At 57.2% G+C, this 21,712-nt stretch carries 17 protein-coding genes; 5 read left to right on the top strand and 12 right to left on the bottom strand.

Annotated features, from left to right (window positions below; all coding sequences use genetic code 11):
• Nucleotides 1-11: 11 nt before the first annotated feature.
• Both L2I46_RS13275 and dpaL read right to left on the bottom strand, forming a co-directional pair.
• The gene (locus tag L2I46_RS13275; RefSeq protein WP_236947929.1) at nt 12-1,301 is read right to left on the bottom strand and encodes an amino acid permease; all 1,290 of its coding nucleotides are present in this window, start codon (nt 1,299-1,301) and stop codon (nt 12-14) included.
• A 122-nt stretch (nt 1,302-1,423) separates the two neighbouring features.
• Nucleotides 1,424-2,635, bottom strand: a complete 1,212-nt coding sequence (gene dpaL, locus L2I46_RS13270; RefSeq protein ID WP_072096462.1) for a diaminopropionate ammonia-lyase — start codon at nt 2,633-2,635, stop codon at nt 1,424-1,426.
• A 311-nt stretch (nt 2,636-2,946) separates the two neighbouring features.
• Between dpaL and L2I46_RS13265 the strand changes: the two genes are divergently transcribed.
• The 4 genes from L2I46_RS13265 (at nt 2,947) to aspC (ending at nt 8,036) form a co-directional block, all read left to right on the top strand.
• The gene (locus L2I46_RS13265; RefSeq protein WP_002898209.1) at nt 2,947-3,408 is read left to right on the top strand and encodes an Lrp/AsnC family transcriptional regulator; all 462 of its coding nucleotides are present in this window, start codon (nt 2,947-2,949) and stop codon (nt 3,406-3,408) included.
• Between the two features lie 175 nt (nt 3,409-3,583).
• Nucleotides 3,584-4,984 carry an asparagine--tRNA ligase gene (asnS, locus tag L2I46_RS13260; RefSeq protein WP_017899452.1) on the top strand — a complete coding sequence of 467 codons (1,401 nt, stop codon included), beginning with the start codon at nt 3,584-3,586 and terminating at the stop codon, nt 4,982-4,984.
• A gap of 591 nt (nt 4,985-5,575) precedes the next feature.
• Complete coding sequence (ompK35, locus tag L2I46_RS13255) at nt 5,576-6,658, top strand: porin OmpK35 (protein ID WP_004201406.1); 1,083 nt, start codon at nt 5,576-5,578, stop codon at nt 6,656-6,658.
• A gap of 187 nt (nt 6,659-6,845) precedes the next feature.
• Nucleotides 6,846-8,036 carry an aspartate transaminase gene (aspC, locus tag L2I46_RS13250; RefSeq protein ID WP_023289032.1) on the top strand — a complete coding sequence of 397 codons (1,191 nt, stop codon included), beginning with the start codon at nt 6,846-6,848 and terminating at the stop codon, nt 8,034-8,036.
• Nucleotides 8,037-8,102: 66 nt separating this feature from the next.
• On the opposite strand, the gene L2I46_RS13245 is transcribed toward aspC, so the two are convergent.
• The 7 genes from L2I46_RS13245 to cmoM all read right to left on the bottom strand — a co-directional run bounded on the left by L2I46_RS13245 (nt 8,103) and on the right by cmoM (nt 18,863).
• Nucleotides 8,103-8,750 (bottom strand): MBL fold metallo-hydrolase, encoded by a 648-nt coding sequence (locus L2I46_RS13245; RefSeq protein ID WP_023289031.1) that lies wholly within the window; start codon nt 8,748-8,750, stop codon nt 8,103-8,105.
• A 13-nt stretch (nt 8,751-8,763) separates the two neighbouring features.
• On the bottom strand, nt 8,764-9,315 hold the full coding sequence (locus tag L2I46_RS13240) for a YcbK family protein (RefSeq protein WP_004201403.1): 552 nt from the start codon (nt 9,313-9,315) through the stop codon (nt 8,764-8,766).
• 303 nt (nt 9,316-9,618) lie between these two features.
• On the bottom strand, nt 9,619-11,409 hold the full coding sequence (gene ldtD / locus L2I46_RS13235) for a L,D-transpeptidase (RefSeq protein ID WP_236947928.1): 1,791 nt from the start codon (nt 11,407-11,409) through the stop codon (nt 9,619-9,621).
• A gap of 201 nt (nt 11,410-11,610) precedes the next feature.
• Nucleotides 11,611-16,059: a chromosome partition protein MukB gene (mukB, locus tag L2I46_RS13230; RefSeq protein WP_121936218.1), complete on the bottom strand. Its 4,449-nt coding sequence runs from the start codon at nt 16,057-16,059 to the stop codon at nt 11,611-11,613.
• A complete protein-coding gene (gene mukE / locus L2I46_RS13225; RefSeq protein ID WP_004150840.1) occupies nt 16,059-16,763 on the bottom strand; it encodes a chromosome partition protein MukE in 705 nt (234 codons plus the stop codon). Before mukE ends, mukB begins: the two co-directional genes overlap by 1 nt.
• Nucleotides 16,744-18,066 carry a chromosome partition protein MukF gene (gene mukF, locus L2I46_RS13220; RefSeq protein ID WP_002898189.1) on the bottom strand — a complete coding sequence of 441 codons (1,323 nt, stop codon included), beginning with the start codon at nt 18,064-18,066 and terminating at the stop codon, nt 16,744-16,746. Before mukF ends, mukE begins: the two co-directional genes overlap by 20 nt.
• Nucleotides 18,063-18,863, bottom strand: coding sequence for a tRNA uridine 5-oxyacetic acid(34) methyltransferase CmoM (gene cmoM, locus L2I46_RS13215; protein ID WP_236947927.1), 801 nt, complete (start codon nt 18,861-18,863; stop codon nt 18,063-18,065). The genes mukF and cmoM overlap by 4 nt, the downstream gene beginning before the upstream one ends.
• A gap of 121 nt (nt 18,864-18,984) precedes the next feature.
• Here cmoM and elyC point away from each other — a divergent pair, with 121 nt between their 5' ends.
• Complete coding sequence (gene elyC, locus L2I46_RS13210; RefSeq protein WP_032455272.1) at nt 18,985-19,764, top strand: envelope biogenesis factor ElyC; 780 nt, start codon at nt 18,985-18,987, stop codon at nt 19,762-19,764.
• Here elyC and L2I46_RS13205 read toward each other — a convergent pair.
• The 3 genes from L2I46_RS13205 to ycaR all read right to left on the bottom strand — a co-directional run bounded on the left by L2I46_RS13205 (nt 19,741) and on the right by ycaR (nt 21,697).
• Nucleotides 19,741-20,634 carry a YcbJ family phosphotransferase gene (locus L2I46_RS13205; protein WP_004201393.1) on the bottom strand — a complete coding sequence of 298 codons (894 nt, stop codon included), beginning with the start codon at nt 20,632-20,634 and terminating at the stop codon, nt 19,741-19,743. The genes elyC and L2I46_RS13205 overlap by 24 nt on opposite strands.
• Before the next feature lie 137 nt (nt 20,635-20,771).
• On the bottom strand, nt 20,772-21,518 hold the full coding sequence (gene kdsB, locus L2I46_RS13200; protein ID WP_023289025.1) for a 3-deoxy-manno-octulosonate cytidylyltransferase: 747 nt from the start codon (nt 21,516-21,518) through the stop codon (nt 20,772-20,774).
• The gene (gene ycaR, locus L2I46_RS13195; protein ID WP_004201390.1) at nt 21,515-21,697 is read right to left on the bottom strand and encodes a protein YcaR; all 183 of its coding nucleotides are present in this window, start codon (nt 21,695-21,697) and stop codon (nt 21,515-21,517) included. The genes kdsB and ycaR overlap by 4 nt, the downstream gene beginning before the upstream one ends.
• Nucleotides 21,698-21,712 lie beyond the last annotated feature (15 nt).

Raw genomic sequence — 21,712 nt, 5'->3', positions numbered from 1 at the left:
AGTGATGGTGGTTATTGGAACATGCCGTAAAAAATGGCAGAGACGGTGATAAGCCCGATCAGGGTGACGAAAACGTTGCTCGCTTTACCGCGCCAGGGGGCAAGCACCGGTAATTTATGAATGGCGTACATAGGCAACAGCAGAAGAATTGCCGCCCCGGTGGGACCGCTGATGCATTCGATAATACCGAGGATACTGGGGTTCTTGTACGCGGCGAACCAGCAGGTAAACACCATAAACACCAGGATGACCGCGTCGACGAGGCGAATGCCAGGTTTTTTCCCGCGTGCGGCGGCGGCCTCCAGAATCAGGTCGCGCAGCGATTCATAGGCGCCGATGTAGTGGCCAAGAAATGATTTAGTAATAGCGACAAAGGCGATAATCGGCGATAGCCAGGCAATAATCGGTGTATCGTACTGATTGGCCAGATAGGACAAAATCGACAGATTCTGGGCTTTGGCTTCCGCCAGTTGCTGCGGCGATAGGCTTAACACGCAGCTGAGAACAAAAAACAGCACCACCACCGTCATGAGCAGGATACCGTAGCGCTGGATCTGCGCGCATTTCCCCTCAGCGAACGCCAGACCGTAACGCTGCTTCTGGCGCACCACCATCGGCGAAATGATGGGATAGTGGTTAAACGACATCACCAGTACCGGGAAGGTCATCCAGAGGGATAACATGATCCCCTGCCCATCGCCTGTGGCGCTGAAGCTTGCGGTTTGCAAAATTGCGCCGTTCCAGTGCGGAATCAGAAAAAGTGCCATAAAAATAAGCGAGATAATGAAGGGATAAACCAGGGTGCTCATCACCCGCATTATCAAACGCTGTCCAAAACGGACGATAAACATCAGCCCGAGGATCAGAACGATGGCCACCAGCGACCGGGGCGGCTCGGCCATTGCCAACTGGTGGGTGATAAAGCTCTGCGCGGTGTTGGTGATTGCCACCGCATACATAATCAGAATGGTATAGACGGCGCAGAAATAGATGACGGTAAACACTTTTCCCGCCAGCGCGCCAAAATGCTCGCCAATAACATCGGTAATACTGCTTTCCGGCGTATTGGAAGAGTAAATGAATCTCGCCAGACCGCGGTGAGCCAGATAAGTAATAGGAAAAGCGAGGACAAAAACAATCAGCAGCGGCCAGATGCCGCCAATTCCGGCATTAATCGGCAGAAACAGCACCCCGGCGCCAATTGCGGTACCGAAAAGGCCAAGGACCCAAACGGTATCTTCGCTATGCCACTTTGCGGGATCGGAACATCCTTTATTGATAATTATATTTTCAGTATTCATCGGTCAGGTTCTCTCTGTGCATGACGCGAAAGCGCGTATGTTTTCGTTATGAGTCAGAACGCTTGTCACACCGAGGGCTCGTAGGGTAGGTAAGATGGCCCCCTTGTTATTGTCGATAGCGCTCAACCATTACGTCCAAACCAGACGATGTCTTCATAGACATCGGGTGATGTATCTCCTTCCGTGCTGATTAACAGAACCTGTGCATCGGCATTCAGGCGCAGAGATTCGGCAAGCTCGCGATACTCCGGCTGAGTCATCAGCGCGTAAAGCACGCCAGTGCCGATAGCGCCGGATTCCCCGGAGACAAAAGGTTCGTCAGTACCTGGTCGCGGAGCGGCCAGCAGGCGCATGCCATTGGCGGCCAGACAATCGTCGGCGGAAATAAAACAGGTGGCATGGTCGCGGAGCATTGGCCAGCTGGTGATATTAGGTTCACCACAGGCAAGCCCGGCCATCAGGGTTGACATATCCCCGCCTACGCTGTGCGGCAGCCCGTCATTAATGGTTGCCGAGCGATACAGGCAGTTCGCCTTGTGCGGCTCAACGATGATGATGGTGGGAGCCTGCTGCTGCATCTTTTCGATGAAATATCCCATGATGCTGCCGGCAAACGACCCGACACCGGCTTGTAAAAACAGATGCGTCGGCATCGGCGCCCCGCTTTCTACCAATTGCTGCCAGATTTCAACAGCGAGGGTCATATAGCCTTGCATGATCCATGTGGGGATCTGCTCGTAGCCCTGCCAGGCGGTATCCTGGAGTAATACCCATCCCTGCTCGCGCGCGGTTTTGGCCGCCAGCCGAACTGTGTCGTCGTAGTTCAGTTCAGTAATCGTGCATTCGGCGCCATGCCGGCGAATATTCTGCGCGCGTACCGGTGAGGAGCCCTTTGGCATATACACCACCGCACGCAGCCCAAGCTGCTCAGCCGCCCACGCCACGCCACGTCCATGGTTACCGTCGGTAGCAGTCACAAATACGATGTCCTTGATACGCGCCTTAATCGCTGGTGAATTAAGCTCGGCAAAGCTCAACGTAGTAATATCTCGCTCAAGCAGAGCGGCGAGATATTTCCCCATCGCATAAGATCCGCCTAATCCTTTAAACGCATTCAAACCGAATCGCTGGGCTTCATCTTTTATATGGATCGATCCCAGCCCCAGCCGCTGGCTTAAAAATTCCAGCTTACGCAGCGGCGTGACCCGGTAATCAGGAAATTTTTGATGGAATGCCAGCACTTCGTTCCCCACGCTTTCATTGAGCAGACTCAAGTCTGCTCCCTGGCCATAGGGCTGCCGCCGGGCGTTGAGTTGAAATTTAATTGTGTCCACTATTCAGGCACCTCTATTTTCATATCGTCCTGGGACGATAACGTTATTTGCGACCATACCGCCTAAACGACGGGTGCACGGATCCGTGCGGCCTGAGACAGGACGGTCGCTTTAAATTGGTTAAGTCGGAGTGTGAGAGGCTTTTTGTCGCGATATGCCGCTTTCCCACTGCCTGTGATGGTACACTGCGCCCGGCGGTTAATTGGCGCAAAGTTGCCCATCGCGCCGCAATTTTCACTCTGTTTTATCATTCTCACGCAACAACGTTGCATGAGTGAGATTGATCACAGGCTTGCAGGACGAGATATATGATGAAACTTGACGCATGGGATAAAAAAATTCTTACGCTCTTGCAGCGTAATAATCGCTTGTCGCAACGGGAGATCGCCGATCGGATCAGCCTGTCTCCTTCGGCAGTCAATCGGCGTATCGCTGCACTTGAGGATGCAGGGGTGATTAAAGGCAGTGTTAGCTTAGTGGACGCCAGTAAAGTGGGAAGACCCATCACCATTATGGTGCAGGTGACCATTGAGAATGAACGTCTCGATCTGCTTGAGGAGGATAAACAGCGTTTCGTAACCTGTCCGCAAGTGCAGCAGGTCTACTATGTCACTGGCGACTTCGATTTTCTGCTCGTAATCAACGTCCGTGATATGGCGGAATACGAAGCGCTAACCCGTGAACTCTTTTTTGCCTCGGGAAATATCAAGTCTTTCCGGACCATCGTGTCGATGCAAAATGCGAAGCAGGAAATGACGGTCATTATCGAGTAAGTCGTGTAAAAGTCGAAATGGGGAGCCAAAGAACGCCCCGGAGGTGTATTTATTTCCGAAATCCACCCTTCCCTGTGCGAAATCTACTTGTCTGATGGAAGATGACAGGTAACATAGATATCCCCCCGCTGTAGGGGGAAGAGACTTTTTTATTGGACTATATAGAGAGATTATTATGAGCGTTGTGCCTGTAGCCGACGTACTCCAGGGCCGCGTTGCCGTTGACAGCGAAGTCACGGTCCGCGGATGGGTGCGTACCCGCCGAGATTCAAAAGCTGGCTTTTCATTCCTCGCCGTCTATGACGGTTCCTGCTTTGATCCTGTACAGGCCGTTATTAATAATTCTCTGCCCAATTACAATCAGGAAGTGCTGCGTCTGACCACCGGTTGCTCGGTGATTGTCACCGGTAAAGTCGTGGCTTCCCAGGGCCAGGGTCAAAGCTTTGAGATCCAGGCGACCAACGTGGAAGTGACCGGCTGGGTGGAAGACCCGGACACCTACCCGATGGCGGCCAAGCGTCACAGCATCGAGTATCTGCGTGAAGTGGCCCACCTGCGTCCGCGCACCAACCTGATCGGCGCGGTTGCCCGCGTGCGTCACACCCTGGCGCAGGCGCTGCATCGCTTCTTTGATGAGCAGGGCTTCTTCTGGGTCTCCACCCCGCTGATCACCGCCTCCGATACCGAAGGCGCCGGCGAAATGTTCCGCGTGTCGACGCTGGATCTGGAAAACCTGCCGCGTAACGATCAGGGCAAAGTCGATTTCGACAAAGACTTCTTCGGTAAAGAGTCGTTCCTGACCGTTTCCGGCCAGCTGAACGGCGAGACCTATGCCTGCGCGCTGTCGAAGATTTACACCTTCGGCCCGACCTTCCGTGCGGAAAACTCCAACACCAGCCGCCACCTGGCGGAGTTCTGGATGCTGGAGCCGGAAGTGGCCTTCGCTAACCTGAACGATGTTGCCGGCCTGGCGGAAGCGATGCTCAAGTACGTCTTTAAAGCGGTACTGGAAGAGCGCGCGGACGACATGCAGTTCTTCGCCGAGCGCGTTGATAAAGACGCTATCGACCGTCTGCAGCGCTTTATCACCGCTGATTTTGCGCAGGTGGATTATACCGACGCCGTCACTATTCTGGAAAACTGCGGCAAGCAGTTCGAGAACCCGGTCTACTGGGGCGTGGATCTCTCCTCCGAGCACGAACGTTACCTGGCTGAAGAACACTTCAAAGCGCCGGTGGTAGTGAAAAACTATCCGAAAGATATTAAAGCCTTTTACATGCGCCTTAACGAAGACGGTAAAACCGTCGCGGCAATGGACGTCCTGGCGCCGGGTATTGGCGAGATCATCGGCGGTTCCCAACGTGAAGAGCGCCTCGACGTGCTCGACGCGCGTATGGCCGAGATGGGTCTGAATAAAGAAGACTACTGGTGGTATCGCGACCTGCGCCGCTACGGCACCGTTCCACACTCCGGCTTTGGCCTGGGCTTCGAGCGTCTGATCGCCTACGTGACCGGCGTGCAGAACGTCCGCGATGTCATCCCGTTCCCGCGGACCCCGCGCAACGCGACATTCTAAATTTTTCTGACATAAACCTGAAAGGCCAGCGCAAGCTGGCCTTTTTTTATGTCAATTACTGTTATCAAAATTCAACAAACTTAAACATCAAGGCCTCGGATTCACATTTATGTTACGCACTGTTTCGGTGCATCTGGGTGATGCAGATCGCACTTTATGTTCATAACAGAGCAAAACCCCTGATAAATTTGCTCATTTTTTAACCACGCGCCGCACGTCTTGCCAAGACAAAGGCTGAATAAAAAGAAGGCGAATTCAACACACAAAATGAGCAAATTTACGCTTATCCAAATTAATCATAAATAATTCATATAGATAGATATGGAAAGGCGATTTACCTCACCATGTGGAACGGAATTTTGATTAAGTTCACAAAGTTCCCAGAAATACACATTTAGTTACATGTTTTTTCGTTTTGTTACTCATATGAGATATTAGTAGCATTTTCCGGCTAGCGAAACGTTGTCGCGGATGGAAAGATGCCTTCAGACACCAAACTCTCATCAATGGTTCTGTAAGTTTTTATTGACAGAACTTATTGACGGCAGTGGCACGTGTTCATATAAAAAATATTAATGAGGGTAATAAATAATGATGAAGCGCAATATTCTGGCAGTGGTGATCCCTGCCCTGCTGGTAGCCGGTGCAGCTAACGCTGCAGAAATCTATAACAAAAACGGCAACAAACTGGACTTCTACGGAAAAATGGTCGGCGAGCACGTCTGGACCACCAATGGCGACACCAGCAGCGACGATACCACCTACGCCCGTATCGGCCTGAAAGGCGAAACCCAGATCAACGATCAGCTGACCGGCTACGGTCAGTGGGAATACAACATGGACGCCTCCAATGTTGAAGGTTCCCAGCCGACGAAAACCCGTCTGGCGTTCGCAGGTCTGAAAGCGGGCGAGTATGGTTCATTCGACTACGGCCGTAACTACGGCGCGATCTACGACGTCGAAGCAGCAACCGATATGCTGGTTGAATGGGGTGGCGACGGTTGGAACTACACCGACAACTACATGACCGGCCGTACCAACGGCGTGGCAACCTACCGTAACTCTGACTTCTTCGGTCTGGTTGACGGCCTGAGCTTCGCGCTGCAGTACCAGGGTAAAAACGACCACGACCGTTCGATTCACAAGCAGAATGGCGACGGCTTCAGCACCGCGGCGACCTACGCGTTCGACAACGGTATCGCGCTGTCTGCTGGCTACTCCGGCTCCAACCGCAGCGTAGACCAGAAAGCTGACGGCAATGGCGACAAAGCCGAAGCCTGGGCAACCTCTGCAAAATATGACGCCAACAATGTCTACGCGGCCGTCATGTACTCCCAGACTTACAACATGACCCCGGAAAACCAGGGTAACTACTTCGCTGGCAAAACCCAGAACTTCGAAGCCGTTGTACAGTATCAGTTCGACTTCGGCCTGCGTCCGTCCATCGGCTACGTACAGACCAAAGGCAAAGACCTGCAGGCGCGCGGCGGCTTCTCCGGCGGCGATGCGGATCTGGTTAAATACGTCGAAGTGGGTACCTGGTACTACTTCAACAAGAACATGAACGTTTATGCGGCGTACAAGTTCAACCAACTGGACGACAACGCTTATACGCGTGAAGCTGGCGTAGCGACCGACGACCAGGCGGCCGTGGGTATCGTTTACCAGTTCTAATCTGCAGTACACCCCTTCGTGATATGCCTTCAGAGCAGGACTTCGGTCCTGCTTTTCTCTATTCCTGAGGCAAAGATCGTATCTTTCGAAAACCTTCGCGCTTTTTATCGCAAACGGTTGGCAATTCGTTGTTCTCCCGTTAACCTGATAGCGGATTTCCCTTCAGTAATCACAATGGAACCTCGTCATGTTTGAGAACATTACCGCCGCCCCAGCCGACCCGATTTTAGGTCTGGCCGATCTGTTTCGTGCCGATGACCGCCCTGAAAAGATTAACCTCGGAATTGGTGTTTACAAGGATGAAACCGGTAAAACACCCGTTCTGACCAGCGTCAAAAAAGCAGAGCAGTATCTGCTGGAAAATGAAACGACTAAAAACTATCTGGGCATCGATGGTATTCCTGAATTTGGTCGCTGCACCCAGGAGCTGCTGTTCGGTAAAGGCAATGCGATTATCGCCGATAAACGCGCCCGCACCGCGCAGACCCCGGGCGGTACCGGTGCGCTGCGCGTCGCCGCAGACTTCCTCGCCAAAAACACCGACGTGAAACGCGTGTGGGTAAGCAATCCAAGCTGGCCAAACCATAAGAGTGTGTTTACCTCCGCCGGGCTGGAAGTACGTGAATATGCCTACTACGATGCGGCTAACCACGCGCTGGACTTTGATGGTCTGCTGGCCAGCCTGAACGAAGCCCAGGCGGGCGACGTGGTACTGTTCCACGGCTGCTGCCACAACCCGACCGGTATCGATCCGACGCTCGAACAGTGGCAGACGCTGGCGCAGCTGTCGGTCGAGAAAGGCTGGCTGCCGCTGTTCGATTTCGCCTACCAGGGCTTCGCCCGCGGTCTGGAAGAAGATGCTGAAGGGTTGCGCGCCTTTGCTGCTCTGCATAAAGAGCTGCTGGTCGCCAGCTCCTACTCGAAAAACTTTGGCCTGTACAACGAGCGCGTCGGCGCCTGCACCCTGGTCGCCGCCGATCAGGAGACCGTAGACCGCGCGTTCAGCCAGATGAAGTCGGTGATCCGCGCTAACTACTCCAACCCGCCAGCGCACGGCGCGTCCGTGGTCGCGACCATCCTGAGCAACGATGCGCTGCGGGCAATCTGGGAGCAGGAGCTGACCGATATGCGCCAGCGCATCCAGCGTATGCGCCTGCTGTTCGTCAACACCCTGCAGGAGAAAGGCGCGAGCCGCGACTTCAGCTTTATCAGCAAGCAGAACGGTATGTTCTCGTTCAGCGGCCTGACTAAAGAGCAAGTGCTGCGTCTGCGTGAAGAGTTCGCCATCTATGCGGTCGCGTCCGGCCGTATCAACGTGGCCGGCATGACGCCTGACAACATGGCGCCGCTGTGTGAAGCCATCGTCGCCGTGCTGTAAGCGATATTATTCGCTATAAAGAAAAAGGCCGCGAATGCGGCCTTTTTTACGTTCGCGTCAGGTCGGTTACCAGACCGGCATCTCATCCTGCAGGAACGGGTTGTTGCGGCGTTCCTCACCCAGCGTCGACAGCGGACCATGGCCGGGAATAAAGGTCACGTCATCGCCCAGCGGCAACAGCTTATCCTTAATGGCCGCGATCAGCTGTCCATGGTCGCCGCGTGGAAAATCACTGCGCCCCACCCCGCCTTTGAAAATCACATCTCCGGAAATGAGCAGTCGGGAAGCGTCATCAAAGAAGACCACGTGACCCGGCGTATGGCCCGGGCAGTGCAGTACCCGCAGCGCCACATTCCCCACATTAACCACATCGCCTTCATTGAGCCAGCGATCCGGACGCAGCGGCTGGCAATCCTCCAGGCCGAACATCCGGCTTTGCGCCGGTAATCCTTCCAGCCAGAACTCATCTTCTTTTTCCGGACCAATAACCGGTACGCCATAATGCTGCGCCAGTTCCGCAGCGGCGCCGACGTGATCGAGATGACCATGCGTCAGCAGGATCTGCATCAGCGTGACGCCAGCCTCCGCCACCACCGCTTTGATACGTTCAGCATCGCCGCCAGGATCGACCAGCGCCGCCAGCCGGGTTTGTTCGCACCAGATAAGAGAACAGTTCTGCGCGAACGCGGTAACCGGAATAATACGATAGTTCATGACGCTCCTTTCGTTACCAGTGCCTTACGGGACCGGTATCAATATGCACAAAGTTACTACGTGGGTAATATCCTACACCACCTGCGCGCATAGATAACGCCGCTTTGCGAATATTGCTTAACGAAATACCTTCAATATGGAAATCCATTGCCTGCCCCTTGGTGTGATAGCTGTGTTTTGCTACACCACGGCTTCGTGCGCGAAGCTCATCATTGGTATCGAGGGAACGATAGCCAGAGATAAGCTGGACAGGTTTGTTGGTGCCTAGTAGTCCCTGCAACCGATAAAGATGATCGAACAGATTTGGATCGATGGACTTAATTTTATTCGCGCGGTAATCACGGAAAAAATGGTTAAGTCTTGCTAATTCATCCTGAATATAGCCTCTGCCATCGAAAAACTCCGCCTTGAGTGATTCACCAGTATGCAGGTTATTCAGCGTCAAAATACGCGGACGGGGGGTCGAGAGGGTGGCAAATGCCGGCGCAGGGAGAATGGCGGCAGCACCCAGCGCAGCACCACCCAACGCCAGCAATCTGCGGCGATTAGCGTCAAATTTGTCCATGATAATCAGGTCTACAGTCAATGAATCGTTATATACTTTTTCCGCTTTGCGCGATGCTGAACCCCAGCACGCCATCGCTCGCCACAGCCGTGATGCTGCCCGGCAAAAGAGAGCGTTCGCGCTGACTGCGTCACGCATTGAGCGGAATGATATGTATATGCACTTCTGGCGCACGAAAGGCACCTTACCGGGCATTATTGCCAACGTCAAGGCAGCCTCACCCCAGGAAAATCGGGCGCTGCAGAGGAGCAGCGCCCTTTTTTACCCAGTGCTAGGACAACAAAATCCATTGAACTACTTCATTTACCTGATTAATTGCTCAGCTTTCGTCAGAATTTGTGCGCTGGATCGCGCGGTGATATCGTAATTGTAAATATCTGTTCGATATTGTGTACGTCCATCAGCGTCCACAAACGCCGTTAAGTAATATAAATTCACCGGTATATTTTGCCGAATATTGACATAGCGCGTGTCCCCTTGCTTCAGGGCATCGGAAATACGCGTGTCATTCCAGCCCGCATCCTGCAGCAGCATATTGGCCAGCTCCGAAGCCTTATTCACCCTCACACAGCCGGAGCTGAGCGCACGAACATCCTTCTGGAACAGGTTATGGTTCGGCGTATCGTGCAGGTAGATGGCATCTGAGCTCGGCATATTGAACTTGTAGCGTCCGAGCGAGTTACGCGCTCCGGGCGCCTGCTGAAAACGGAACGGTAAGTTGTTCTCGGTGATGGTCGACCAGTCGACCCGATAAGGATCGATGGTCTCTTTACTGTTCCAGCCGCGCATGACGGTGTAGCCATGCTGCTCAAGATAGCCTGGATTGTTACGCACCTTCGGCAGGATATCTTTGCGCGCCAGGGTTGGCGGCACGTTCCATGGCGGATTGACCACCACGTTATTCAGCGCGCTGCTCATCATTGGCGTTTTGCGATCCGGACGCCCCACAATTACCCGCGAGGCCAGCACCTGGCTGCCGTCCTGATAATAGACCAGCGAGAACGCCGGAATATTGACCATAATGCCGGTGGACAGTTTGCCCGGCAGTAAGCGTAAACGCTGAATGTTCAGGGCCAGCACCCCTGCGCGCTGCGCGGAAGAGACGTTGAGCCAGTCGCGAGTCGACTGGCCGATGACGCCATCCGCCCCCAGCCCCTGCATCGCCTGGAAGCGCTTAACCCCCTCCACCAGCTGGCGATCGTACACGCCGCGCGCCGCAGGTTTGCTCTTTTTCTTCGCCGACGGGCTCACCACATCGCCGGGCAGAATGATATTGGCGGTATCGTCCAGCATTCCGGTACGCTGGAGGATCTCGCGCAGGGCGCCGATATCATTGCTCCATTCGCCGGGGCGCAGCGAGCCGCTGCCGGTCATTTGCGGCCATGGGCGAGAATCAGCCACCAGCGCCAGCAGCGACTGATGCATGGCTTCATACTGCGGATGATGCGGCGCCAGGCCGGCGATAAACGCCGGCAGGGAGCCATTGTCCAGCGCCAGCTGCCACTGGTTAATCACCGACAGCGGCGGGGTCGCCATCTTGTACGGCGTTGAACTGTACAACCAGCGGGTCCCCTGGGTGGGGATGCCGCTGATAAAGTGCAGATAGCCCATCATGGCATCCGACAGCACCACATCGCGCGCCATGCCGCTGACGGCGGGATCGGTCAGTAGGCTGACCCAGGTGGTAAACTGCGGCTGAAAACCGGCGATGGCGATCTCCGCCAGTTGCTGCTGGAACGCCTGCACTGCCTCGCGGTTTTCCCACATCGGTTTCATATCCCTGGCGGCGTACAGCGACACCAGCGGATTCATAAAGACGGGTTTGTACCCTGCCGGCAACAGCGCCTCGATCTGGGCGCGGCTGTTTGCCGCCACCTCCATCGACAGCGGCTGCTCACCGGCCAGCTTCGCGACCGCCGGCGATTGCCCATCGCTTTGCGCCAGCGCGGCGGAAACCTCGGCGGGCGCCGCAGAACTGTCGCCGGGTACGACTTCAGGCTCTTCGGCCTGGACATTGAACAGCGGAGCAAATGCCAGTGCCAGGCTCAGGCTGAGCGCTGACAATGGACGACCATACCGTTTCTTTAGCAACATCCCTTGCCCCCTGTTGTCACACATTGCTGCCCACAAAATTGGGGCTCTTTTTTCAGTATATAAAGACGAAAAGGCTTTTGCCTTACCTAATGTAAAGAAGTTTAAAGATTATACCACCCTCGCATACCGGGCTGGATAGAAAAAAAGGGCAACGTAACGTTGCCCTCTTCACCGCTTAGCCGCCAGAATGTAGCCGCAGCCTCAGGAGGCGTCGGCTGTTCCCGGCAGCGCTTCCGGCAGCGGCGCAGCAAACCCGCGCAGCCCCACCACGTGGACGTGTTCGTGATTATTGAACACCTTACGCACCAGTTTATAGGTGGTGCCTTTCTCCGGACTGATGTTCTCCGGCGCCGCGATAATCAGCTGCATCTCCAGACGTTCGCACAGCTCGAACAGCGTGGCGATGGAGCGGGCGTCAAGACGCGCCGCTTCATCGAGGAACAGCAGACGGCAAGGCGAGATATCCTTGCCGCGCAGGCGGCGGGATTCATCTTCCCAGCTCTGGACGACCATCACCAGAATCGACATCCCGGTACCGATCGCTTCCCCGGTGGACAGCGCGCCGGACTCCGCGCGCAGCCAGCCGTCGGAGCCGCGGTTAACTTCCACTTCCATCTCCAGATAATTGCGGTAGTCGAGCAGCTCTTCGCCGATGGTTTGCGGCGTGCGCTGTCCCATGTCGATCTGCGGATTCAGGCGCTGATAGAGCTTGGCCAGCGCTTCCGAGAAGGTCAGGCGGTTGCTATTGAACAGATCCTGATGCTGTTCATGCTGCTCGGAGAGCACATCAAGCAGCGTCGAGTGGGTCTCGCGCACGTTGACGTTCAGACGCACGCTGTTGACCTGGCCGAAGGAGACGCTCTGCAATCCCTGGTTGAGCATTCGGATACGGTTCTGCTCGCGCTGAATGGTTTTGCGAATAATGTTGGCCACGCTGCGGGAGCTGATGGCCAACTTCTGTTCGCGGTTTGTCAGCTCTTCGGTCAGGCGGCTGAGCTCAATCTCCATCTGCTCGATCGCTTCCACCGGATCATCGGTGCGGATAATATCCTGGCGGATACGTTCGCGCAGATGCTGGTAGACGGCAACGAAGAACTGAATTTTGCGCTCCGGGCGCTTCGGATCTTCCGAGATACGCAGCACGTCACGCAGATGTTCGTTATCGGCGACCGCCAGACGCAGCGCACCGAGCGCCTTATCCGACATGGAGCGCAGCTCGTCGGCGGAGAGATAGGCCAGCTCGCGGCGGTGCAGACGACGCTCGACGCCGTTGTCTTTCACCAGGCGCATCACCGCGCACCAGCCCGCCTTGGCGGTCACCACCTGCTCGCGCATTTCGCAGTAATCGCGCTCCAGCTTGCGCAGTTTGCGGGTCAGGTTGTCCATTTCCGCTTCGCAGAAGGTCAACGCTTTCTCCAGCTGATTGCGACGGGAGCGGTTATTGCTCAGCTGCATGTGCAGCTCATCGCGACGCGCACGGGCACGCTCTTCCGCGCCGGCATCGGCGCGCACGCCAATGTCCTGCAGCTCTTTATACAGATCGTTGAGCAGCTCTTTCTTGGTGTCATACGAGCTCTTCAGCGAGGCCAGCACCTGATTGTACTGGCTAAGCTGCGCCGCATGGGCACGCATAGCATCGCGCGCGCGGCTGCGTTCGGTTTCCGCCTGCTCCAGGCGCTGGCGCAGTTTCTCGTTGAGATCGCTGTTGCCGCTGAGCATTTCCGCCGAATCGGAGTAGCTGAAGTGGGCCCGGCGCTGGACGACTTCCGCCAGGGCAAAAGCCTGCTGGCGCGCATCGCGCTGGGTCTGCTGCGCATAGGCGTAATCTTCTTTCAACTGCTCAAACTGCTCCGGATCGCTCTGCAGCACCGAAACAATCGGCTCCAGCTTCGCCAGCTGGTTGCCGTGCTGCTGAATAAAGCGCGCGGCCTCCTGCGCTTCGTCCAGACGTTCCTGGATCTCGTCCACGCGGTCGGCCAGCGTATCATCCGCCAGCAGATTCAGGCGCGGCAGCAGGCGGTTGAGCGCCGACACGCCCTCTTTCGCCTGCTCATACTGCACGCGGTTCTGTTGGTTATCGCTTTCATGGGCGCTCAGCGCGCGCTCCAGCTCGCCGCGGCGGCTGTTGAGTTTGCGGATCTCTTCTTCCGGATCGTCCTCAAAGGCCACTGCCAGATGGCTGCCAATGAAGCGGCTAAAGGCCTGATGCAGACGCTGAGTTTTCTGCACGTCAAACGACAGGGTCGCAAAACGCTCGGACAGCGATTCACGCTCGGCATGCAGGGTTTCAATGCGGTTTTCACGCGCGGCGCGGCCAAACAGCGGCAGCGACGGGAAGCGCGAATAACGCCACTGGCGGTCGGCGATCTTCACCACCACCGCTTTTTCCAGCTCATCCACGCTGAATACGCTATCGTCAAAGGACTGCGGATCGCCTTCGACCAGATAGAGATCTTCCGGACAATCTTCCAGTCCTTCAAGCTGCTCGGCAACCTGCGACAGATCCGGCACCACGATGGCATGGCGCGACGGACCGTACAGCGCGGAGAAGTACGGCGCATCGTCAAGGCTGACATCATCGTAGATCTCGGACAGCAGAACGCCGCCGAACCGTTCCGCCAGCGCGTTGAGGCGCGGATCTTCCGAACCGCCCGGCTGGCTGAGACGCTCAATTTCTTCGTCGATGGCGCGCTTGCGGGCGCCGACCTCGTCACGTTCAACGATAGCTTCGCGCTCGCGCTCCAGCAGCTGCTGCAGGTATTCGGTAACCTCCTGGCCGGACTCAAACTGCTCGCCGCTCTGCTCGCACAGCTGGTTAAGGCTGTTCTGCGCCGCCAGCCAGACCGGCGCCCGGCGCATCAGCGTCTGAGTGCGCGACTGCAGCTGCTCCAGCTCCTGGCGCAGGGTCATGCGCTGTTCCTGCGCGTTAGAAACGCTGTCGGCCAGCGAAGCGATGCGCGCTTCCAGCTCCTGATGCAGCGTTTCCAGATCGTCGATATCGTAGCGTTTGCCCTGGCGTTTGCAGAACTCAGCCAGCTGGCGCTCGGCGTCCTGCTGCTCGCGCAGGCGCTGCTCCAGCTCGTTGAGGCGGCTACGCAGCCCCTGCGCCTGCTCGGCCTGGTGACGCTGGTTCACGCCGTCGCGCAGCAATTCGCGCGCCACGTCCCAGGCTTCATTGCGCGCCAGCGGGCCGTTAATCGCCGCCACCAGCTGGTAGGCCTGTTCAAACTGGCTGTGCGCGGTTTGCGCCACGCTCATTTTCTGTTCCAGCGACAGCATTTTCTCCGTCGCTTCCTGCTCTTTCGCCTGGAAGGTTTCCAGCCACTCGTCGGCGCTCTCCGGCGTCAGATCCGGCAGATGGCACAGCGCCTTCGCGCGCTCCAGCGCCTGCAGCGCCTGGTTATACTGAATGGCGCGGGTCTGCTGCACGTCGAGCGCCTGCTGATAGTCGGCGAGCTGGTTTTTCAGCTCATCCACTTCCAGCTCGGCGGCCTCGGCGCGGGCTTCGTTCTCTTCCTGGCGATCAATGGCTTCCGCCACCACTTCGTTCTGCTCTTCCAGACGGATCTGCAGCTCGTCGAGATCCGCTTCGTAGCGCTCGATTTTTTCCTGCTGACGCAGTGCGGTCTGCACCAGGTTCAGGTGGTCGCTGGCGGCCTGGTAATCCGCTTCCAGATCGCCTTCTGCGCCGTTATGCTCCTGCAGCTCGCGCGCCATGTCGACGTGCTTATACTGCTCTGCCGCCAGCTGCGAACGGGAGGTAAAGAGATCGCGACGATACTCCAGCGCCTTATCAAGATGAATGCGCCGCTCGTTGGCGTGACGCATATAGTCCGCCGCCACGTAGTTGGTGGCTTCGCTGATCAGGTGTTTGAACAGATCGCGATCGGACTGGGTGACGCGGATCGCCTCGAGGGTCATGCGGTTTTCCCGCAGCGCCGCTTCCATATCCTGGAATGCCTTACGCACGCCGCTGTTTTCCGGCAACAGGTAGTCGCGCAGCGAGCGGGTAATGGTGCTGGAGATCCCGCCGTACAGCGAGGCCTCGATCAGGCGATAGTATTTACTTCGATCGGAGGCCGAACGCAGACGACGCGCCACCACGCCCAGGTCGAACATCAGCGAGTGATACTCGGTGATCGAGTTGAACTGCTTAAACTGGACCCCTTCCATCGCCTCGAGCTTGTCTTTCAGCTCATTGAGACTGACCACGCGCGCCTGGCGATCGTTCAGCGTTTCGGTTAACAGCTGGGTCGGCAGGATAGCGGTGGGCAGCCCCTGAATGGCGAAAGGCTTGATATCGACTTTGCGATCGCGCCCGGCAACCTGCTGCAGACGCACGCCGACCACCACGCGCTGATGGCGCGAGTTGATAACGTCGAGCACGGAGTAACAGACCCCGGCGCGTAGCTTCCCGTGCAGGCCTTTATCGCGTGAGCCGCTGGTGGCCCCCGCTTCGGTGGTGTTACGGAAGTGCAGCAGGGTTAAATCGGGGATCAGCGCCGTGACGAAGGCCGCCATGGTCGTCGACTTACCGGCGCCGTTCCCCCCGGAGAGGGTGGTGACCAGTTCATCAAGATCAAAGGTCCGGGCAAAGAAACCGTTCCAGTTAACCAGCGTCAGCGAGCGAAACTTACCGCGTTCAATCATTACTCTTCCTCCCCGCTATCCGGCTGGTTCTCTTCATTCTCATCATTGAGCTGCAGGTGATTTTCCAGGGCCATCGCTTCCCCGTCGCGGATCAGGCGGCGCTGCGCCTCTCGCGGGTCGTCGCCGGCGCGCACATCGGCGCCAAAGCGGAATACCGATTCGGTAATACGGAACTTGCTGCTGTCATGGCCCATAAACCACACCATCCCCAGACGGCGCAGGCGGTTAAGCGACGCGCGCATTTTTTCCTGCAGCTTCTGGCGGTCCAGATCCGAACCGGTGGAACGGTTGTTGACCAGCTTCAGCAGCCTGGATTCATCCGCCAGGGTCAGCAGCTCGTCATACAGCTCCTGTTGGGTGAAAATCCCTTCATTTGCCAGGCGCTCCGGGCTGAGATAGAGATAGCAAAGAATTTTGCCCACCATCATATCCAGTTCGGACAGCACCGAGCGTGAAATCAGGGTTGTGGAACGCGGGCGCAGGTAGAAGAAGCCCTCCGGCGCGCGGATCAGCTCGACGTTATAGCGAGCATAAAACTCTTCCAGATAATCCTGGAAATCCATCAAAAATGCGTGATTATCCAGCTCGTCGAGGCCGATATGTCGGCCCGCGCGCAGGGCGCTGTCCAGCGCCGGAAATAACGGATTGGCCAACGCCTGCGCCAGCTTAACCGGCATCACTTGTTCAATATTTGTCAATGACATGCGCCTGTACCTTGGCTCCGTAATCATTAATCGGCTGCCATTTGGCTGGCAGTCCGGTGAAATCTGCCTGGGCGACGCCCAGCTGTACCGCCTGATCCACGACGATCCGCGCCACGTCAAAGTGACGCCCGCGCGGATATTGCGCCAGGAACTCCCGCGCCACCAGGCCGAGATCCAGCGGTATTCCTTTCTCTTTATAGACCGCCAGCTGCGCTTCGATCAGCGCCGCCAGCTGCTCGCGAATTTCATTAAACTCTTCAAATTCAAGGTCCGCAGGCAGCTCGCCGGTGACCTCTTCATCGCGCAGGGCCATCTCCTCGTCGCGCATATCCAGCAGACGGTCGGCATTGGCGTAAGTCAGCGCCCACGGCTCATCAAAATAGGTCTGTACCGACTGGCGCAGACGCTGAGCGAAGACGCGGTTCTTATCCATATCGATAGCGGTACGGATAAACTTGTGCACGTGGCGGTCATAGCCGATCCACAGGTCAATCGCCTGCTGGCCCCAGCTGACGATGCGGTCGAGCTTGCTTTGCAGATCGAACACCAGCCGGTCGACAAAATGGAGATCGTCGCGCGCCATGGTCGAATCCTGAATGCGCAGCAGATTCGCCTGCAGCTTATCCCCCGCCGCATCCAGCGTATCCTGCAGTTCACGCAGGGTGCCGGAAGTTTCCGACAGCAACAGTTCACAGCTGGAAATCGCCGCGCGCCAGTCTTTATTCAACAGCTGCGCGATATCGTCCTTCACCAGCTGCTGCTGCTCATCCATGATGCGCTGCGTCAGGTCGATGCTGTCGAAAATTTCCGCCACCGAATACTTCAGCGGGGCAAAAACGTTGCGATGCCAGTGAAACTCATCGCCGCCCTCTTCTGCCGCGTCCGCCGCGCGCTTCAGCTCGCCGGCGACGATCGACAACTGCATCGAGAGACGCAGCGTCGAAAATTCGCGCTGCCGGATATAATAATCGGTGATCCCGATCCCCAACGGCGTCAGACGATAGATTGCATTGCCTTCGGTAATTTCGCTGGTAAAGCGGTTCAGCAGACGCTGGCGCACCAAATCGTTGATGGCGTTATTGGCGCGCTGGCTGATGGTTTCGCTGGTCTGCTCAAACGCATCACTCACGTGGCGGAACGCATCCACCAGTTCTCCCTCGCTCATTTCTCCTTCCAGCCGTTCGCCATTCAGGGTGGCGATCGCCAGCAGGAAAGAGAGCCTGTCGACCGGCAGCGAGATAGAAAAATCGTTTTTCCTGGCCCAGGCAACCAGTTCGGGGACTGTCTGGGAAAATTCACTCATACTTTATCCTTGCATCTGCGGCTATGAGCCTGGCTCTTAAGCGCGGTGACATGAATATAACGGCCCAGGCTGAGGTACGGCTCCTGACGACAGTAGCGCGTCTCCAGCTCCAGCAGCGCCGCATAGCTGTCATGCTGTTGGCGTTTTTCACGCAGATAATCATGAAACACCCGCACGCCGGTTTTGCTGACAATTTGCCAGCCAATCTCTTCCAGCCACTGATAAACCTGCTGCGGCTCACGCGGATAATCCGGCGACAGCGTGCGTTTTTTCTTTTTTGGCATGCCCAGTTGTACGTAATCGAAATTACCGGCAACCATATTGTGCATCAGCAGGCCGTTAGCATTGTAGAACATCAACGACAAGCCGCCGCAAGGACGCAGCGTCGACCACAGGGTACGCAGCACCGCCTGGGGCTCCGCCACCCACTCCAGCACCGCATGAAACAGTACCAGATCGACCGGGCTTTCCAAGTGCTGCGCAATATCCTGAGCCGCGCATTGTACAAAATGCATGTTGTCGATCACACCTTTATCGACAGCAGCCTGGCGGGCGCGGGCCACCATTTCAGCAGAGAGATCGCACAGCGTCACGTGATGGCCCAGTTGCGCCACTTTAATGGCCGTTTGCCCTTCGCCGCCGCCGGCATCCAGTACCCTCAGCGGTCCCGGCCCCAGCTGCGCCAGCAGCGGCTCCAGATCCTGCCAGAGGATCGCCTGGCGCAGCTGGCCTTTTGTGGTGCCGTAAATATTGCGCGAAAACTTTTCAGCAATGTCATCGAAATTGCGATCCTGCACGGGCGACTCCACAAGCCAACACAAAACCGCTATTTTGTCATACCCGCGCCGAGAATGAAGCGATCTGTTATAAGATCCGAACATAACTTTGGTTATATGGTTAAAAAAGGAACCATCTGGCATGCTTTTCACGCTAAAAAAGATCGTCGGCGGTCTGCTGCTGCCGCTTCCTGCCCTGCTGTTGCTGATCGGTATCGGGATCGCCCTGTTATGGTTCAGCCGCTTTCAACGTACCGGGAAGCTGTGCGTGAGCCTCGGCTGGCTGCTGCTGGCGCTGCTGAGCCTGCAGCCCGTGGCAGACAGCCTGCTTAAACCGATAGAAGATCGCTATCCCACCTGGCGCGGCGAGCAGCCGGTGAGCTACGTGGTGGTGCTGGGCGGCGGCTATACCTGGAACCCGGAGTGGGCGCCAAGCTCTAACCTTATCAGCAACAGCCTGCCGCGCCTGACGGAGGGCATTCGCCTGTGGCAGGAGAATCCGGGATCGAAAATGATCTTTACCGGCGCGGCGGCAAAAACCAACCCCGTCAGCACGGCGGAGGCCGGGGCGAGAGTGGCGGAGAGCCTCGGCGTACCGCGCAGCGATATCATCGTGCTCGATAAGCCGAAAGATACGGAAGAGGAAGCGCTGGCGGTGAAGGGCGCCATCGGCGACGCCCCCTTCCTGCTGGTCACCTCGGCGTCACACCTTCCGCGGGCGATGATCTTCTTTCGCCATGCCGGTCTGGACCCGCTGCCCGCACCGGCTAATCAGATGGCGATCACGTCACCGCTCAATCCGTGGGAGCGGGTCATTCCTTCTCCGGTGTGGCTGATGCACAGCGACCGGGTCGGCTATGAAACGCTCGGTCGCGTTTGGCAATGGCTGAAAGGCAGCTCAGGCGAGCCAGGGCAGGAGTGATTTTGCGGCGAGGTCGAAACGGGCGCGGTCAAAGCGCCCGGTATTGACCAGACTATCCACCTCATCCCACAGCAGATACAGCCAGCGCCGCCAGACAAAGGCCTCGGAAACCGGCGCCTGCTGCAGGTAGCGCCATAGCAGCTGCTCGGCCTGGCCCCCCTCCGCGAGACGGAACAGTTCGTACTCCCGCGGCGCCCACAGCATCATCCCCGGGCCGACCATCGCCAGCAGCTGGTCGCTGCGCGGATCTTTCAGCATGCTGCGCAGGGTGAAATTGCCGTGCACCAGCACGGCATTATCATTGAAGTCGCGGAACAGCTCCGGCAGACACTCGCGAGAGCGGAACAAAACCCGCTTATCCTGCATGGTCAGGCCGGTGTCCTGATACAGGTTCAGGGTGCTCCACAACATCGCCACCCGCTGCCGGTACCAGTTCGGCCACAGATTGTCCTGGGTATTATCGACCATCCCCACGCAGCCGCCGCTGTCCTGACGATGCCAGGCCAGCAGCGCCTCGACGATCTGTTCCTGCAGCTGCTCCCAGCGCGCCGGGGTGCGGGTGGGCGCCTCCACCGGGACGCCGCGCAGGCGCTCAAGCAGCAGCACGTCCGGCCCGGGATGCTCTTCGTGCGTCATCACGCCGTAGACCACCGGCATGCGCACCGTACCGCTGCGCGCCAGAGTGGAGATCTTCCAGGCCAGCTGCCGCGCCACCCCGGGCGTGGTGAAACTTCGCGCCAGCAGCGGCATCGGATTTCCCTGCGCGTCATACAGGGACCACAGCGCCGTAGCGGCTTTTTCACTGACACACTCCACCCGGCTCAGCTTTTCGCCAAGCAGGTGACTGAGTTCGGTTCGCAACTGTTCCATTGTCGATTACCCCTATGAACACTACTGATTTCATAATGAGCGCCCGCACCTGGGTTGTCATCGGATAAGATCAAAAATGGGCAAAAAAAGCATAAAACTGGTGGGGATATCCCCTCCTGCAAGGAGGGGACAGAGGACTAGCGCAGTTCAGCGCGGACGCGCGCCAGATCTTCAGGGGTATCGACGCCGGTGCCGGGCACTTCGGCCGCCACGGCGACGTGGATCTTCTCGCCATACCACAGCACCCGCAGCTGCTCGAGCATTTCAATCTGCTCCAGCGGGCTTGGCGCCCAGCTGACGTAGCGGCGAATAAAGCCGGCGCGATAGCCATAGATGCCGATGTGGCGCAGCAGAGAATCACCAATGGCGTCGCGGGAGTGGGCAAAGCGATCGCGATCCCAGGGAATGGTGGCGCGGGAGAAATAGAGCGCATAGCCCTGCGCATCCATCACTACTTTGACCGCATTTGGATTAAACGCCTCTTCCGCATCGTGGATCGGTACCGCCAGCGTCGCCATTCCGCTGGTGCTGGCAGCCAGATTCTCCGCCACCTGGCGGACGATAGCCGGGGGGATCATCGGCTCATCGCCCTGGATATTGACGATGATGGTGTCATCGCTGAACGCGCACTTCTCCACCACCTCCGCCAGCCGTTCGGTGCCGGACTGATGGTCGGCGCGGGTCATGCAGACCTCGCCGCCGGCGGCTTCAACCGCCCGGGCGACATCTTCGTGATCGGTGGCGACAATAATGCGTTCCGCGCCGGATTCGCGGGCGCGCTCCAGCACATGGACAATCATCGGCTTGCCGTTAATGTCCTGCAGTGGTTTTCCCGGCAGGCGCGTGGAGGCGAAACGCGCAGGAATAATGACCACGAAACTCATGAGTGACTCTCTTCTACCGCCAGCGGACGCGCTTCTGTCTCCAGCAGCACAGGGATGCCGTCGCGGAGCGGAAACGCCAGACTATCAAGTTTGCAAATAAGTTCTTGCTTATCCTGACTGTAATACAGCTTACCGTTACAGACCGGGCAGGCGATGATTTCAAGTAAACGGTGATCCATGTTTCCTCCTGATGG

The sequence above is a fragment of the Klebsiella sp. 2019SCSN059 genome (assembly GCF_021739525.1).
Lineage (GTDB): Bacteria > Pseudomonadota > Gammaproteobacteria > Enterobacterales > Enterobacteriaceae > Klebsiella > Klebsiella quasipneumoniae.
This window is presented reverse-complemented; position numbering and strand designations above follow the sequence as displayed.